13 protein-coding genes and 2 pseudogenes are annotated in these 14,758 nt (G+C 63.2%); 9 read left to right on the top strand and 6 right to left on the bottom strand.

What is annotated here, in order from left to right:
- From H2O14_RS02180 to H2O14_RS02145, 8 genes and pseudogenes are all read left to right on the top strand, one after another.
- Positions 1–1,149: an ABC transporter ATP-binding protein gene (locus tag H2O14_RS02180; RefSeq protein ID WP_182826343.1), complete on the top strand. Its 1,149-nt coding sequence runs from the start codon at positions 1–3 to the stop codon at positions 1,147–1,149.
- On the top strand, positions 1,068–2,159 hold the full coding sequence (locus H2O14_RS02175; RefSeq protein ID WP_182826342.1) for a Gfo/Idh/MocA family protein: 1,092 nt from the start codon (positions 1,068–1,070) through the stop codon (positions 2,157–2,159). The genes H2O14_RS02180 and H2O14_RS02175 overlap by 82 nt, the downstream gene beginning before the upstream one ends.
- A 26-nt stretch (positions 2,160–2,185) precedes the next feature.
- Positions 2,186–3,100 (top strand): sugar phosphate isomerase/epimerase family protein, encoded by a 915-nt coding sequence (locus H2O14_RS02170; protein WP_182826341.1) that lies wholly within the window; start codon positions 2,186–2,188, stop codon positions 3,098–3,100.
- Positions 3,101–3,176: 76 nt separating this feature from the next.
- Positions 3,177–4,358, top strand: a complete 1,182-nt coding sequence (locus tag H2O14_RS02165; RefSeq protein ID WP_182826340.1) for an aldose 1-epimerase family protein — start codon at positions 3,177–3,179, stop codon at positions 4,356–4,358.
- A pseudogene (locus H2O14_RS02160) lies at positions 4,355–5,109 on the top strand (SDR family NAD(P)-dependent oxidoreductase). Before H2O14_RS02165 ends, H2O14_RS02160 begins: the two are co-directional and overlap by 4 nt.
- Complete coding sequence (locus H2O14_RS02155) at positions 5,094–6,251, top strand: ABC transporter substrate-binding protein (RefSeq protein WP_246697272.1); 1,158 nt, start codon at positions 5,094–5,096, stop codon at positions 6,249–6,251. Before H2O14_RS02160 ends, H2O14_RS02155 begins: the two are co-directional and overlap by 16 nt.
- Positions 6,248–7,020 (top strand): annotated as a pseudogene (locus tag H2O14_RS02150) (enoyl-CoA hydratase/isomerase family protein). The gene H2O14_RS02155 and the pseudogene H2O14_RS02150 overlap by 4 nt, the downstream one beginning before the upstream one ends.
- Before the next feature lie 26 nt (positions 7,021–7,046).
- Positions 7,047–8,168, top strand: a complete 1,122-nt coding sequence (locus H2O14_RS02145; RefSeq protein ID WP_182826339.1) for a fumarylacetoacetate hydrolase family protein — start codon at positions 7,047–7,049, stop codon at positions 8,166–8,168.
- 3 nt (positions 8,169–8,171) lie between these two features.
- Here H2O14_RS02145 and H2O14_RS02140 read toward each other — a convergent pair whose 3' ends face one another.
- From H2O14_RS02140 to H2O14_RS02115, 6 genes are all read right to left on the bottom strand, one after another.
- Entirely contained in the window at positions 8,172–9,056 is an 885-nt protein-coding gene (locus H2O14_RS02140) for an MBL fold metallo-hydrolase (protein WP_182826338.1), read from the bottom strand.
- A 54-nt stretch (positions 9,057–9,110) separates the two neighbouring features.
- The gene (locus tag H2O14_RS02135; protein ID WP_182826337.1) at positions 9,111–10,535 is read right to left on the bottom strand and encodes a gamma-aminobutyraldehyde dehydrogenase; all 1,425 of its coding nucleotides are present in this window, start codon (positions 10,533–10,535) and stop codon (positions 9,111–9,113) included.
- A gap of 25 nt (positions 10,536–10,560) precedes the next feature.
- On the bottom strand, positions 10,561–11,376 hold the full coding sequence (locus H2O14_RS02130) for an ABC transporter permease (protein ID WP_182826336.1): 816 nt from the start codon (positions 11,374–11,376) through the stop codon (positions 10,561–10,563).
- The gene (locus H2O14_RS02125) at positions 11,366–12,271 is read right to left on the bottom strand and encodes an ABC transporter permease (RefSeq protein WP_246697502.1); all 906 of its coding nucleotides are present in this window, start codon (positions 12,269–12,271) and stop codon (positions 11,366–11,368) included. Before H2O14_RS02125 ends, H2O14_RS02130 begins: the two co-directional genes overlap by 11 nt.
- A gap of 32 nt (positions 12,272–12,303) precedes the next feature.
- Entirely contained in the window at positions 12,304–13,305 is a 1,002-nt protein-coding gene (locus H2O14_RS02120; RefSeq protein ID WP_182826334.1) for an ABC transporter ATP-binding protein, read from the bottom strand.
- 120 nt (positions 13,306–13,425) lie between these two features.
- Positions 13,426–14,586, bottom strand: a complete 1,161-nt coding sequence (locus H2O14_RS02115) for an ABC transporter substrate-binding protein (RefSeq protein ID WP_182826333.1) — start codon at positions 14,584–14,586, stop codon at positions 13,426–13,428.
- Here H2O14_RS02115 and H2O14_RS02110 point away from each other — a divergent pair.
- Entirely contained in the window at positions 14,585–14,758 is a 174-nt protein-coding gene (locus H2O14_RS02110) for a hypothetical protein (protein WP_210275395.1), read from the top strand. The genes H2O14_RS02115 and H2O14_RS02110 overlap by 2 nt on opposite strands.

The following is a 14,758-nucleotide window of genomic DNA, read 5'->3' as shown; positions in this document are numbered from 1 at the left end:
ATGGCCAGCATCGCATTTCGCAATGTCACCAAGCGGTTCGGCAATACGGTCGCGGTCGACAATGTCTCCTTCGAGATCGCCGACAACGAGTTTTTCTGCTTCTTCGGGCCGCCGCTGTCTGGCAAATCGACCATCCTGAAGCTCATCCTCGGGCTGGAGGCGCCGGATGCGGGAGAGATTCTGATCGGCGGCAAACTCGCCAATGCGCTGTCTCCGGCCGAGCGCAATGTCGCCATGGTGTTCCAGAACCTGGCGCTGTTTCCGCATATGTCGGCGGAGGAGAATGTCCGCCTTCCGCTGGTCGAGCGGCGCGTGCCGGAAGACAAGATCAAGGCGCGCGTGGCGGCGGTGGCGGCGAAGCTCCATATCGGCCATCTCCTGCACAAGCCGCCGGCGCAGCTCTCCGGCGGCGAACGCCAGCGCGTCGCCATCGCCCGTGCGCTGGTGCGCGATCCCGCCGCCTATCTGATGGACGATCCGATTTCGGCGCTCGATGCGCGGCTGCGCGAAGAGACCCGCGTCGAGCTGAAACGTATCCAGCGCGAACTCGGCCACACGCTCCTCTATGTCACCCATGACCAGGAAGAGGCGATGTCGATCGCCGACCGCATGGCGATCATGGAGAACGGCGCGATCCGCCAGATGGGCGCGCCCTCGGAGATCTATGACCGGCCGGCCAGCGATTATGTCGCGCGCCTGCTCGGCTCGCCGGCGATGAACATCCTGCCGATCGAAGCCGGTTCCGCAGCCTCCGGCGCCATCGCTCTCGCCGGGCTCGCGCCGCCTGCCGCGTCGAGCGTCGGCATTCGGCCCGAGGACCTGCGTCCCGAACCCTGGAGCAACGAGAAACCCGGCCGCCCGGCCAGGGTCTTCGAGGTCGAGCCGCTCGGCGGCTACACGGTGGTGACATTTGCCGTCGGGGAGGGCCGTTTGCGGGCCCTGTTGCGCGGCCAACCCAGCATCGAAATCGACAGCGCCGTCGCACTCAGCTGCGACCCGCGCCGCATTCACTTTTTGGTCCGGACGGGCGCTCGCTCGCCCCCGCCGGCGCATGATGGGAGGAGAACATGGCTGACGCCAAGGGTTTCAAACCGGATGTGGAGGTCCGGGTCAAAGACTACAGGATCGGCGCGATCGGCGCCGGCATGATCATGGCCGAATGCCATCTGGCCGCTTACAAGGAAGCCGGCTTTCAAGTGGCGGCCATCGCTTCGCGGACTAAATCCCGCGCCGAAGGCGTCGCCAGCCGTTGGGGTATTCCCAAGGTACACGACACGCCGGAAGCGCTGATCAAGGATACCGATGTCGAGATCCTCGACATCGCCTATCCGCCCGACCAGCAGCCGGCGCTGATCCGCGCGGCGCTGAAGGAGCCGCATATCAAGGCGATCCTGGCGCAGAAGCCCTTAGCGCTGTCGCTCGACGAGGCGCGCAAGCTGCGCGACGAGGCGAAAGCCGCCGGCAAGATCCTCTCGGTCAACCAGAACATGCGCTACGACCAGTCGATGCGGGTGCTCAAGCAGATCCTCGACAAGGGCGAACTCGGCAAGGTGGTGCTGGCCACGATCGACATGCGCGCCATCCCGCATTGGCAGACATTCCTCGAAGGTCTGGACCGGCTGACGCTCGCCAATATGAGCGTCCATCATCTCGACGTGCTGCGCTTCCTGTTTGGCGACCCGGAAGAAATCTACACCGCGACGCGATCCGACCCGCGCACGCAATTCGCCCATAAGGACGGCATCACCGTCTCCACCATCAAGTTCCCCGATAATGTGCTGGCGGTGTCGATGGAGGATGTCTGGGCCGGTCCGCGCGAAGAAGGCTTCGACAGTGACTTCTACATCAAATGGCGTGTCGAAGGCACGGATGGCGTAGCCCAAGGCACGATCGGCTGGCCCGACGGTTCGGCCTCGACGCTGACCTACGCCTCGAAGACCACCACCGGCGGCCAATGGGTGACCCCGACCTGGGACACGATGTGGTTCCCGCACGCCTTTATCGGCGTGATGGAGCAACTGCAATACGCCGTCAAAACCGGAGAACCACCGGCGCTCAACGTCGCCGACAATGTGAAAACCATGGCGCTGGTCGAAGCCGGCTATCGCTCCATGGATGAAGGCCGGGCCGTCAAGCTCGCCGAAATCTCAATCGACTGACCATCAGAAAAGGGAGGATCACCATCATGATGCAAACAGGTATTTTCACCGGCTATTTCCCCTACGGCCTCGACGAAACCGCCAAGAAGATCCGCGACATCGGCTTCAACACCGTCCAGCTCGACATGCATTTCAAGGACATCGACCTGTCGGCCGGGCAGATCACCAAGGACAAATGCGTGACGATCCGCGAGACGTTCCGCGATCACAATCTGCCGATCTGCTGCATTTCGGGCTACACCAACATTATCCATCCCGACAAGGCAGAGCGCGAAAAGCGCGTGGGCTATCTCAAGGAGATCATCGCGCATGCGCAATATCTCGGCACGCCCTATGTGATTTCCGAAACCGGCACCTTCAACACCGAATCCGACTGGGTGCATCACCCCAAGAACAAGACGGAGGAAGGCTTCGAGGAGTGCCGCAAGGTCATCGCCGATCTGTCGCAGTTCGCTTACGATCACGGCGCCGTCTTCCTGCTCGAAACCTATGTGAACAATGTCGTCGGCTCTGTCGAAGAGACGGTGAAGATGTTCGCCCAGGTCGATCATCCCGGCCTCGGACTGCTGATGGACCCGACCAACTATTTCGAGACCCACAATATCGATCGCATGGACGAGATCCTTCACCAGGTGTTCGACACGCTGCAGGACAAGATCAAGATCGGCCACGCCAAGGACGTCAAGCGCTCCGGCGACGACAAGTCGGAAAAGCATGCCGATATCGGTGACGAGGACGCGCTGGAAAGCCACACCTTCCGCGGCGTCGGCGAGATCGAACTGCCGGCTCCCGGCATGGGATCGTTGAACTACGATCTTTACCTGAAGCTTCTTTCGCGCAAGCATCCGAATATTCCGATGATTATCGAACATCTTGAAGAATCGGACGTGCCGCGCGCCAAGAAATTCCTAGACGGCAAGCTCAGGGCCCAAGGTCTCTGATCAGTGACAGGACCGGCCGGAGACGATCCGGCCGGTCGCCTCCGACCAGGGCGACAGACAAGAAGGAAATGCAGACATGGTTGAACTTTATGGCGGCCAGCGGTCACGCCGTGACCTCGCGGCGCATGCGGGATCGTTTGGGCAATTCGCCGGCGTGCGGCTGATGACGCTGGGCGACGGCGTCGAACGCGGCATCCGAATGCTGGAATTTCGCAGCGGCACCGGGCTGCGCTTCACCGTGCTCATCGACCGCGCCTTCGACATCGCCGATTGCGACTATCGCGGCATGGCGGTGGGTTGGCATTCGCCGGCCGGGTTTCGCCATCCTGGCCTGCATGAATATGAAGGCGAGGGCGGGCTCGCCTGGCTGCGCTCCTTCTCCGGCCTGATGGTGACCTGCGGGCTCGACCATATCCTGTTCATGCATGACGAGCCGGCGGATCACTATGTCTACGGCCCGCGCAAGACCGTCAGCCACTCCATTCACGGCCGCATCGGCACGATCCCGGGCAAGCTCACCGGTTACGGCGAGCGCTGGGACGGTGACGAGTTGGTGTTGTGGTGCGAGGGTTCGGTGATCCAGGGCGCCGTCTTCGGCGAACACCTGGAACTCATCCGCCGCATCGAGATCACCGCCGGAACCAACGATATCCGAATTTCCGACCGGGTCGTCAATCGCGGCTTCTATCGCACGCCGCATATGTATTGCTATCACATCAATGTCGGGCATCCGGTTCTGGCCGAGGGCTCGCGTTACATCGCGCCGATCAGGGACGTGGTCTGGGCGGCGCATGCGGGCGACGATTTCCGCAAGCAATCCGCCGGTTACCGCACGATGCCCGCTCCGCAACTGGGCTTTCACGAGCAGGTCTGGCAGCATGAACTGGGCGCCGACGCCGCAGGCGAAGTTCCGGTGGCGCTGGTCAACGACGCGCTCGGCCTCGGCTTTCAGGTGACGACGCGCAAGGACCAGTTTCCCTGTCAATATGAATGGCAGAACCTGCAAGCCGGACAATATGCCCTGGGGATCGAGCCTTCCACAAATCACGTGCTCGGTAAGGGCTATGCGAGGGAGAAAGGCGAGTTGATCTGGCTGGAAAATGGCGACGAGCGCGCCTATCAATCCACCTTCAGCATTCTCACCAGCGCCGAGGAAATCGCGGCCAGCGAAGGCCGGATCCGCGCCATCGCCGCGCAGCCCGATGAGGACTATCCGCTGCCTTCCGGAAACCATCTGCCGATCGGAGGCCGCGCATGATCGACATGAACGGCAAGACCATTCTCTATACCGGCGGGGCCGGCGGTCTGGGGCTCGAGACGACGATGCATTTCCTCGACGCCGGGGCGCGCGTTGTGGTGATCGACCGTGACGCCGCCAAGATGGCGGCGCTGGAAGAGGCGGCCAAGGCGCATCACGCCGAACGGCTGCTGGTGCGCGATTTCGATCTCGCCGATCTCTCTGGGCTGAAGCGCGAACTCGATTTTCTGCAGGAGAAGCATGGCGGTTTCGACGTGGTGATCAACAACGCCGCGATCTACCCCTCCAAGCCCTTCGAGGATTACACGATCGAGGAGCATCAGCTGGTCCAGCGCGTCAATGTCGACGCCGCGATCGTCTGCGTGCAATCGGCGCTGCCACACATGAAGGCGCGGCAATGGGGGCGGATCATCAACATCGCCTCGATCACCCTTTACGGCGGCTGGGCGATGCTGTCGCCTTACGTTCAATCCAAGGGCGCGCTGGTGGGCCTAGCCCGCGCCTGGGCTCGGGAATTCGGCCCGTATGGGGTGACCGTCAACGCGATTTCCCCGGCGCCTTTCCGACCGACGCCGAAAAGATCCATCCGGATCCCGAAGGCTATACGCGCCACGTGCTCGATCACCAGGCGGTGAAACGGCGCGGCTCGCCCGCCGACATCGCCAATGCGCTGATGTTCCTGGCCTCGGACGGGGCCGGCTTCATCACCGGCCAGACGCTGAATGTCGATGGCGGATGGGTGATGCAGTGATGAAGCGCTATCACGCCCTGACCTGGGATCATCCCCGGGGTTACAACGCCTTGGCGGCCGCGGCGGATAAGGCGCGCGCCGAGGGACTGGTCGACATCGTCTGGGACAAGCAGCCGCTCGAAGGCTTCGAATCCCATCCGATCGCCGATCTCTGCGCACGTTACGACCTCGTTGTGCTCGATCATCCCCATGTCGGCGAGGCCGTAGCGGAGACCTGCCTGCGTCCGCTGGAGGAGGTTTTCGGCGCGGTGGCGCTGGAGGAAATCGGCGCGGCGACGATCGGTCCGTGCCTCGAGAGTTACCATTACCAGGAAAAGACCTGGGCGCTGCCGTTGGACGCCGCAACGCAGGTGATGGCGATCAGGCCCGACCTCGTGGATGAGCCGCCGCGGACCTGGAAAGAGGTGGTGGATCTCTCCTGGTCCGGCGGCAAGGTGGCGCTGTCGCTGGCGGGACCGCATGCGATTCTAAGCTTCCTGTCGATCGCCTCCGCCTATGGCGAAGAGGCCGGCCGCAAAGGTCACCAGTTGGTGACGGAAGAAACGGGATTGATCGTCTATGATCTCATGAGCCTTCTCGCGAGCCGCAGCCCAGCATCCGCGCGCGGCCTCAATCCCATCGGCATTCTCGGCCATATGGCGGCGCATGACGATGTCGCGTTGTGTCCGCTGATCTATGGCTATGTCAATTACGCCGCTCCGAACGCCGGCCGCGCGCTCGGCTTTCATAACGCGCCGGTGGCGAGCCTCGGCGTACGGCCCGGATCGACATTGGGCGGCACCGGCATCGCCGTGTCCCGCCGTTGCGAGGTGACGCCGGAGCTTGTCGAACATCTTACTTGGTTGATGGGAGAGGAGGCGCAGACGCGCTTCATTCCCGACCATGAGGGCCAGCCGTCGCGCCGGTCGGCCTGGAGCGACGAGGCGGTGAATGGGCGCTGGGGCCAGTTCTATCGCAACACGGCCGCAACGCTCGATAGCGCCTATGTCCGGCCGCGTTTCAACGGCTATATCCGCTTCCAGACCGAAGCCTCGGCGCTGTTGCGCGACTGTTTCGCCAACAAAACCAACGGAAAAGCCGCCATCGCCGCGCTGAATGCGCTGTTTGTAAAGCATGCGCCTGAAAAGGATTACGCGCCATGACTGAAGACGTCCTGTTTGAGATCGAGGACGACATCGCCGTCATCACCCTCAATCGTCCGCAGAAGCTCAACGCGGTGACGCCCGAAATGGCAGACGCCATCGTGGCGGCGGTGACCGAATGCAATGACAGCGACACGATCCGCTGCGTCATCGTCACCGGCGCCGGCGAGCGCGCGCCTTTTGCGCCGGCTCCGATATCCGCGAGCTCGATGCGTATGAAACGCCCTGGCAGTTTCGCAACCGGCCGGACTACTGCGACGCCATCAGGGCGCTGCTGAAGCCCTCGATCGCCGCCGTCAACGGCTACGCCTTCGGCGGCGGGCTGGAGACGGCGATGTCCTGCGATATCCGGCTGGCCTCCGACAACGCCCAGTTCGCCGCGCCGGAAATCAAGCTCGGCTGGATCGGCGGCGGCGGCATGGCCGTTCATCTCGCCCATGCCGTCGGCCCGTCGAACGCGGCGCTGATGATCATGACCGGCGATCCGGTCAGCGCCGAGCGCGCGCTCGGCTGGGGCCTCGTCAGCGAAGTCGTGAGCCAGGCGGAATTGATGACGCGGGCGAGGGCGCTGGCGAAAACCATCGCTGCGCGGGCGCCGATCGCGGCGGAAACGGCCAAGGTCAATCTGAAAGCGGCCTTTTCCATGCCGGTCGAAAAGGCTATCGAATATGAGCGCGATTTGCAGACCATCTGCTTCGCCACGGCTGACGCGACCGAGGGCCGCGCCGCCTTCAAGGAAAAGCGCCAGCCTGTGTTCAAGCGGCGCTGAGACGTCAGGGAGTGAGGATTGTGAATTTGACTGCGAAACATTTCGCGAGCGGAACATTCGTCGGGCGGATCTGGCTGGAAGCGGCCGATGGCCCGGCGCTCGTGGTTCTCCGCGACGGCATGCTGCATGACGTGACCTCGAAGGCGGCGCCGACCATGCGCGATCTCCTGGAAATGGACGATCCCGTCGCCTGGCTTTCCGCCAATCCGGGGACGCCGGTGATGTCGCTGGAGGATGCAGCCAGTCGCGGCCTGCTTCTCGCGCCCTGCGATCTCCAGGCGGTCAAGGCTTGCGGCGTGACCTTCGCCCGTTCGATGGTCGAGCGTGTGATCGAGGAGAAGGCGGCGGGCAATCCGGCGCTGGCCGAAAAGATCCGCGAACGCGTCACGTCGATCATCGGCGACAGCCTCCGCAATCTGAAGGCCGGCTCGGACGAGGCGATGAAGGTCAAGGCGGCGCTGATCGAGGAAGGCGTCTGGTCGCAATATCTCGAAGTTGGCATCGGCCCGGATGCCGAAGTGTTCAGCAAGGCGCAGCCGATGGCCTCTGTCGGCTATGGCGCCGAGGTCGGCCTGCATCCAATTTCCAAATGGAACAATCCCGAGCCGGAAGTCGTGCTAGCGGTCAACTCCAAGGGCGTGGTGCAGGGCGCGACGCTGGGCAATGACGTCAATCTGCGCGATGTCGAAGGCCGTTCGGCGCTGCTGCTCGGCAAGGCCAAGGACAACAACGCATCCTGCTCGATCGGCCCGTTCATCCGTCTGTTCGACGCCACTTACACGATCGACCATGTCCGCAATGCCGACCTGACGCTGCGGGTGGAAGGCGAGGACGGTTATGTGCTCGACGGCAAGAGCTCGATGAAGGAGATCAGCCGCGACCCGCTCGATCTCGTCAGCCAGACCATCGGCCGGCATCATCAATATCCGGATGGCTTCATGCTGTTCATGGGCACGCTGTTCGCGCCTGTCGAGGATCGCGACCACAAGGGCCAGGGCTTCACCCACAAGCTCGGCGACGTCGTGACCATCGCCAATCCCGAGCTCGGCAGCCTGACCAACACCGTCCGGCTGTCGACGGAATGCAAGCCCTGGACTTTCGGCGTCCGCGCCCTGATGGCCAATCTCGCCGCACGCGGATTGCTCTAAACCTCAGCCGTGAACCTTCTCCACCGCCTCGACATTGCGGCGGTGGACCGCCTCGTAGGGCCCGAAATAGACGATAGCGCCGCGGGCGCAATCCTCGGCGACGAAATCGACCAGCGGCGACGAAGCCGCGATGCGGCGGTCGAGCGGATCGATCAGCCGTTCGAGATAGGCGCGGTTGGCGTCGATCAAGCCCTTCTTGTAGCCGCCCTCGGCGATGCGCCTGGGATCGCCGTGATTGGGCAGGATGCGGCGGATCGGCCATAGGGACATGCGCGCCAGTTCTGCGATATGCGTGTCGATATGCTCGGGCTCGGAGACATAAGTGACGGTGTCTTCCAACGTGTCGCCGGCCAGAAGCAGGCCTTCATCCGGCAGCCACAGCACGCAACCATCGGCGCTGTGAATGTCGAAGTGATGCAATTCGATGCGGCGGGCGCCCAGCGTCAGGTTGAGCCGCGTGTCGAACAGGCGCGTCGGCATCACCAGCGGCGAAATCGGCGGCGAGCCGCCTTCCAACTCCTCGCGATGCTCTTCCATGGCCTGCGCCGTCAATCCGAGCGCGATGATCTCGCAATTTGAAAAGACCTCGTTGCCGGCGACATGATCGGTGTGCCAGTGGCTGAGCACGAGACGGATCGAGGTCACGCCCATGTTTTCCAGATACCGCCGCATGAAGCGGGCGTGGTCGAGACTGGTGTGGCTGTCATAGACGATGGCCTCGGTCCCGTCGACCAGCGCATAGGCCGCGATGCCCAGTCCATAGGCGCCGTCGTCGAGCCAGTTTTCTTCTTGCGAATGCAGCCGCTTGCCGGCGATGCGGCCGTCATAAAATGCAAAAAGCCCCGGATAGGGCTCGAACACGCGCATGGTCTCGGCAAGATCGGGCATGGGAGCCTCCGCGGAAGGGATCTCCCCGCGCGGATGCGGGGAGATCTGCTGTGATCAGTGAGCGATCATAACATGGCGGACGGCGGTGTAATCCTCAAGCGCATACATCGACATATCCTTGCCGTAGCCGGATTGCTTGACGCCGCCATGCGGCATTTCGTTGGTCAGCATGAAATGGGTGTTCACCCAGGTGCAGCCATATTGCAGCTTGGCGGTCGCTTTCAGCGCCTTGGAGACGTCCTTGGTCCAGACGGAGGAGGCGAGGCCGTAATCGCTGTCGTTGGCCCAGGCGACCACATCGTCGTCGCCGCCGAAGCGGGTGACGGAAACGACCGGACCGAACACTTCGCGGCGGACGATTTCGTCATCCTGGCGCGCGCCGGCGACCACGGTCGGCTGGTAGAAGAAGCCTTGGTCCGAGCCGAGCTTGCCGCCGGCGGCGATCTCCATATGGCCGAGTTCGGCGGCGCGCTCGACGAAGCTCGCGACGCGGTCGCGCTGGCGCTTGGAGATCAGCGGGCCGATCTCGTTTTCGGTGTCGTCGGCGAGATTGTACTTGATCGAGGAGACGGCGCTGGCGAGATCGGCGACGAATTTGTCGTAGATCTTCTCATGCGCATAGATGCGGCAGGCGGCGGTGCAATCCTGGCCGGCATTGTAGTAGCCGAAGATCTTGATGGCGCCGACGGCGGCGTCGATATCGGCGTCGTCATAGATGATCACCGGGGCCTTGCCGCCCAGTTCCAGATGCGTGCGCTTGACCGTCTTGGAGGCGGCGACCAGCACTTTCTTGCCGGTGGCGACATCGCCGGTGATCGACACCATCTTGATCTTGGGGTGGTTTATGAGGTGGTTGCCGGTGGTTTCGCCGCGGCCGAGCACGACATTGACCACGCCTTCCGGGAGAATATCGGCCAATACCTTGGCGAGCTTCAGCGCCGTCAGCGGCGTCTGCTCGGAGGGCTTGAACACCACTGTGTTGCCGGCGGCGAGCGCGGGCGCGAGCTTCCAGGCGGTCATCATCAGCGGATAGTTCCACGGCGCGATGGAGCCGACGACGCCGATCGGGTCGCGGCGGATCATCGAGGTGAAGCCGGGCAGATATTCGCCGGCCACGGGGCCATGCTGGCTGCGGACAGCGCCGGCGAAGAAGCGGAAGCAATCGCCGATGGCCGGGATCTCGTCGTTCAGCGCCGCATTGATCGGCTTGCCGCAATTCAGCGATTCGAGTGTGGCGAAGCCGAGCGCGTCGGCCTCGATGGCGTCGGCGATCTTGAGGAGATAGGACGCGCGCTGGGCTGGCGTCGTCTCGGACCATGTCGTGAAGGCCTTGTCGGCCGCGTCGACGGCGGCGTCGATCTGGGCGGTCGAGGCCTCGGGAATGGCGACGATGGTTTCGCCGGTGCGCGGGTTGAGGATCTGCTCCTCCGTCTCGGTGCCGGCTTCGAACTTTCCGCCGATCAGCAATTCGGTATCCATGATGTTCTCCCTCTTGATTGCCGGGTTATTTGCCGGCGCCGGCGGTTTCTGCGCCGTCGCGGGTCAGGTAATAGGCGCCCAGGATGGGCAGGAATGTCACCAGCACCACGAACATGGCGACGACATTGGTGACCGGCCGCTCGCGCGGACGAATAAGTTCTTCGAGCATCCAGATCGGCAGCGTCTCCTGCTGGCCGGCGGTGAAGGTGGTGACGATCACCTCGTCAAAGGACAAAGCGAAAGCCAGCATGCCGCCCGCCATCAGCGCCGTGCCGATATTCGGCAGGATGACATAGCGGAAGGTCTGGAAGGAATTGGCGCCGAGATCGTAGGACGCCTCGATCAGCGAGCCCGACAGGCGGCGGAAGCGGGCGACGGCATTGTTGTAGACCACGACGACGCAGAATGTGGCGTGGCCCAGCACGATGGTCCAGAAGGAGAAGGGGATCTCCATGATGCCGAAGGCGGAGCGAAGCGCGATGCCGGTGACGATGCCGGGCAGGGCGATCGGCAGGATGACGAGCAGCGAGATCGCCTCCTTGCCGAAGAAATTCGCCCGCGACACGGCAGCGGCGCAGAGCGTGCCGAGCACCAGCGCGATGGCCGTGGCGATCGCCGCCACCTGCACCGACAGCGTCAGCGCCGCCCAGACGTCGGGCCGGTCCCAGGCCTTGCCGAGCCATTGCAGGGTGAAGCCCGGCGGCGGCCATTTGAAGCTCTTCTCTTCGGTCGTGAACGCGTAGACGAAGATCAGCAGGATCGGAAGCTGCAGGAAGAGCAGGCCGGCGCCGGCGGCGATCTTGAGGCCGGCAGGGGCCGCGTTGAGACGATCAGAGCGCATCGAATGCTCCCTTCTTCTTGGCGACCCAGAGATAGATTCCCATGATTACGATCGGCACGACGGAGAAGGCGGCGGCGAGCGGAATGTTTCCGGCCGTGCCCTGCTGGGTGTAGACCGCCTGGCCGATGAACAGCCTGGACGAGCCGATGATGCCGGGAATGATGTAATCGCCGAGCGTGAGCGAAAAGGTGAAGATCGAGCCTGCGACGATGCCGGGCAAAGCGAGCGGAAGCAGCACATGGCGGAAGGTCTTGCCCGGCGCCGCGCCGAGATCATAGGAGGCTTCGATCAGATTGCCCGGCACGCGCTCGAGCGCCGCCTGGATCGGCAGGATCATATAGGGCAGCCAGATATACACAAAGACTAGAAACGTGCCGGTAAAGCTGATCGACAGCGATGTTCCGCCGACCACGGGCAAAGCCAGATAGGCGTCGAGCAGAAAGCTCAGGCCGATCTTCTCGAGCGCCCAACTTATGATGCCTTCCTTGGCGAGGATCATCTTCCAGGCGTAGATCTTGACCAGATAAGATGACCACAGCGGCAGCATCACGCCGAGATAGAACAGCGCCTTCCATTTGCCCTTGGCGTAACGCGCCGCGAAGTAGGCGATCGGGAAGGCGATGATGGCCGAGGCGATGGTCACCAGCGCCGCCATCGTCACCGTGCGGAGGATGATGTCGATGTTGGAGGCGCGGGTCAGTTCCTTATAGGTCGAGAGCGTCAGCTCGTATTTCACTTGGCCGGTGAAATCGTCGAGCGAGAAGAAACTCTGCAGCAGCAGCGTGAGCAGCGAGCCGATATAGATGACGCCGAGCCAGAGCAGCGGCGGGGCGAGCATCAACGCGAGCAAGAGCTTGGGCCGCCGCCACAGCGTCGCCGTCGCCCTGCCGATCATTCCGTCTTGGGATGGAGAGACAGCCGCGCCGGTCATGCCGCGTCATCCAGAAGGTGAAGGGCGGATTTCGGGAAGCTGAGCGTCACTGCTTCGCCTTCGCCCGGCACGACGGCGCCCGGGGCGAGATTGGCGTGCAGCCTGACATCGCCAGTGTCCACCGCGATGCGGGTCACCGAGCCGAGAAAGGCGCGGTTGGCGAGGCGGCCGGAGAGGACGCCATGGTCGACGCCGGCGTCGCCGAGGCCGATCATTTCGGGCCTCAGGCTCGACCAGCGGCGCTGGCCGATCAGCTTCTCCGTCGTCGCCGGCGGCAGGAGATTGGAAGAGCCGACGAAATCGGCGACGAATTTCACCTTGGGCCGCTGGTAGATGTCCTCGGGCGTGCCGGCCTGGACGATGCCGCCATTGTTGAACACGGCGACGCGATCGGCCATGGACAGCGCTTCGCCCTGGTCATGGGTGACGAAAATGAAGGTGATGCCGAGGCTCTTCTGCAGCGCCTTCAACTCTTCCTGCATGGCCTCACGCAGCTTGAGATCCAGCGCGCCGAGCGGCTCGTCGAGCAGCAGCACCTTCGGCTTGTTGACGAGCGCGCGGGCGAGCGCCACGCGCTGGCGCTGGCCGCCGGAGAGCTGGCCGGTCTTGCGGGCGCCATAGCCGCCGAGTTTCACGAGCTCCAGCGCTTTTTCGGCTTCGCGCAGCCGCGTCGCCTTGTCGACGCCCTTGACCATCAAGCCATAGGCGACATTGTCGAGGATCGTCATATGCGGGAAGAGCGCATAGTCCTGGAAGACGGTGTTGACCTGACGCTTCCAGGGCGGGACGCCGTTGGCGCTTTCGCCGAAGATGGAAATTTCGCCGCCGGTCGGCTGTTCGAAGCCGGCCACCAGTCGGAGACATGTGGTCTTGCCTGAACCGGAGGGGCCGAGCATGGCGAAGAATTCGCCCTCGGCAATGTCGAGATCGACCCCGTCGACCGCCTTGACGCTGCCGAAATGGCGCGACACGGCGCGGAAGGATACAGCCGCTACCATAGTGAAGTCTCCGTCATAGAAAGGAATGCGGCCTTGCCGGCCATGCCCTGCGCTTGCTCCGCCCCGGCAAGGGGCGGAGGAATAGGGCGCTCCGCCGGCGAGGCGGCGGGAGAGGGCGGATTACTGGCCGCCCATCACTTCGATATAGTCCGAGGTCCAGCGGCTATAGGGGACGCAGGCGTCCTGCGAGGCGCATTTTGCGGTCGGCGTCTTCCAGAAGCTGATCTTCTCGAAGTTGTCGAAGCCGTTGGTGGCGCAACCTTCGTCGGTCAGCAGCGCATTGCCCTTGCAGGCGGCCGGAACTGAAGGCACCGAGCCGAACCAGGCGGCGAGATCGCCCTGCACCTTGGGCGACAGCGAATGCTCCATCCACATATAGGCGCAGTTGGGATGCGCCGCTTCGGCATGCAGCATGGTGGTGTCGGCCCAGCCGGTCGCGCCTTCCTCGGGGAAGACGGAGGCGACGGGCTGATTGTCCGCTGCCAGCAGGTTGACCTGGAACGGCCAGGAACCGGACGCCACGACGCCTTCGTTCTTGAAGTCGTCGATCTGCACCATGGCGTCGTGCCAGTAGCGGCCGATCAGCGAGCGCTGGCCCTTGAGGAGCGCAATCGCGGCGGCATATTGCTCTTCATTGAGCTCGTAGGGATCCTTGATGCCGAGTTCCGGCTTGTGCGCCTTGAGGTAGAGCGCAGCGTCGGCAATGTAGATCGGGCCGTCGAAGGCCTGGACGCGACCCTTGTTGGTCTTGCCGTCGGGCAGGTTCTGTTCCTCGAACACCACCGACCAGCTCTTCGGCGCCTTATCGCCGAACACCTTGGTGTTGTACATCAGCACATTCGGGCCCCACTGGTAGGGCGTGCCGTAATGGGCGCCGTCCACCGTGTGCCAGGGCGCATCCTTGAGTCGATCGTCGACGGTCGACCAGCTCTTGATCAGATCGACATTGATCGGCTGCACCTTGCCGCCGGCAATGAGGCGGAGCGAGGCGTCGCCCGAGGCGGTGACGAGGTCGAAGCCGCCCTGGTTCATCAGGGTGACCATTTCGTCGGAGGTGGCGGCGGTCTTGACGGAAACCTTGCAGCCGGTCTCCTTTTCGAAAGCGGTCACCCAGTCGTAGTTCTTGTCGGTCTCGCCGCGCTCGACATAGCCGGCCCAAGCGACGATCGAGACTTCGCCTTCGCCAGGTCCGATTTCCTTGAGCATTTCGGCGGCCATCGCCTGTCCAGAGACGGACAGGCCAAGCATGAGAGCGGTCGTGGACTTCAAGAAGGTCTTCATGGTCGTTCTCCCGTTTGTGATTGTGTTCCCGGTCTCCATTGAGCCAAAGTTTTACGGCATTCGCAAATTTATTATCAAGAATATCGCTATCGGAAAAACCGAATTCTATCGCGCGCGCCTGTCCGAAACGAAAACGGGGACGGCGCAGCGCCGTCCCCGTACACTCGAGTAG

The sequence above is a fragment of the Rhizobium sp. G21 genome (assembly GCF_014158035.1).
In the GTDB taxonomy this organism is placed as follows: Bacteria; Pseudomonadota; Alphaproteobacteria; order Rhizobiales; family Rhizobiaceae; genus Rhizobium_E.
The sequence above is the reverse complement of the archived record's forward strand: the minus strand, read 5'-3'. Positions and strand labels throughout refer to the sequence as shown.

Bases quoted from the DNA above. Each gene is read 5' to 3' on its own strand.
- H2O14_RS02180 (WP_182826343.1), top strand. From the start codon at position 1: ATGGCCAGCATCGCATTTCGCAATGTCACCAAGCGGTTCGGCAATACG.
- H2O14_RS02175 (WP_182826342.1), top strand. From the start codon at position 1,068: ATGGCTGACGCCAAGGGTTTCAAACCGGATGTGGAGGTCCGGGTCAAA.
- H2O14_RS02170 (WP_182826341.1), top strand. From the start codon at position 2,186: ATGATGCAAACAGGTATTTTCACCGGCTATTTCCCCTACGGCCTCGAC.
- H2O14_RS02165 (WP_182826340.1), top strand. From the start codon at position 3,177: ATGGTTGAACTTTATGGCGGCCAGCGGTCACGCCGTGACCTCGCGGCG.
- H2O14_RS02155 (WP_246697272.1), top strand. From the start codon at position 5,094: ATGGGTGATGCAGTGATGAAGCGCTATCACGCCCTGACCTGGGATCAT.
- H2O14_RS02140 (WP_182826338.1), bottom strand. From the start codon at position 9,056: ATGCCCGATCTTGCCGAGACCATGCGCGTGTTCGAGCCCTATCCGGGG.
- H2O14_RS02135 (WP_182826337.1), bottom strand. From the start codon at position 10,535: ATGGATACCGAATTGCTGATCGGCGGAAAGTTCGAAGCCGGCACCGAG.
- H2O14_RS02130 (WP_182826336.1), bottom strand. From the start codon at position 11,376: ATGCGCTCTGATCGTCTCAACGCGGCCCCTGCCGGCCTCAAGATCGCC.
- H2O14_RS02125 (WP_246697502.1), bottom strand. From the start codon at position 12,271: ATGATCGGCAGGGCGACGGCGACGCTGTGGCGGCGGCCCAAGCTCTTG.
- H2O14_RS02120 (WP_182826334.1), bottom strand. From the start codon at position 13,305: ATGGTAGCGGCTGTATCCTTCCGCGCCGTGTCGCGCCATTTCGGCAGC.
- H2O14_RS02110 (WP_210275395.1), top strand. From the start codon at position 14,585: ATGGTCGTTCTCCCGTTTGTGATTGTGTTCCCGGTCTCCATTGAGCCA.
- H2O14_RS02115 (WP_182826333.1), bottom strand. From the start codon at position 14,586: ATGAAGACCTTCTTGAAGTCCACGACCGCTCTCATGCTTGGCCTGTCC.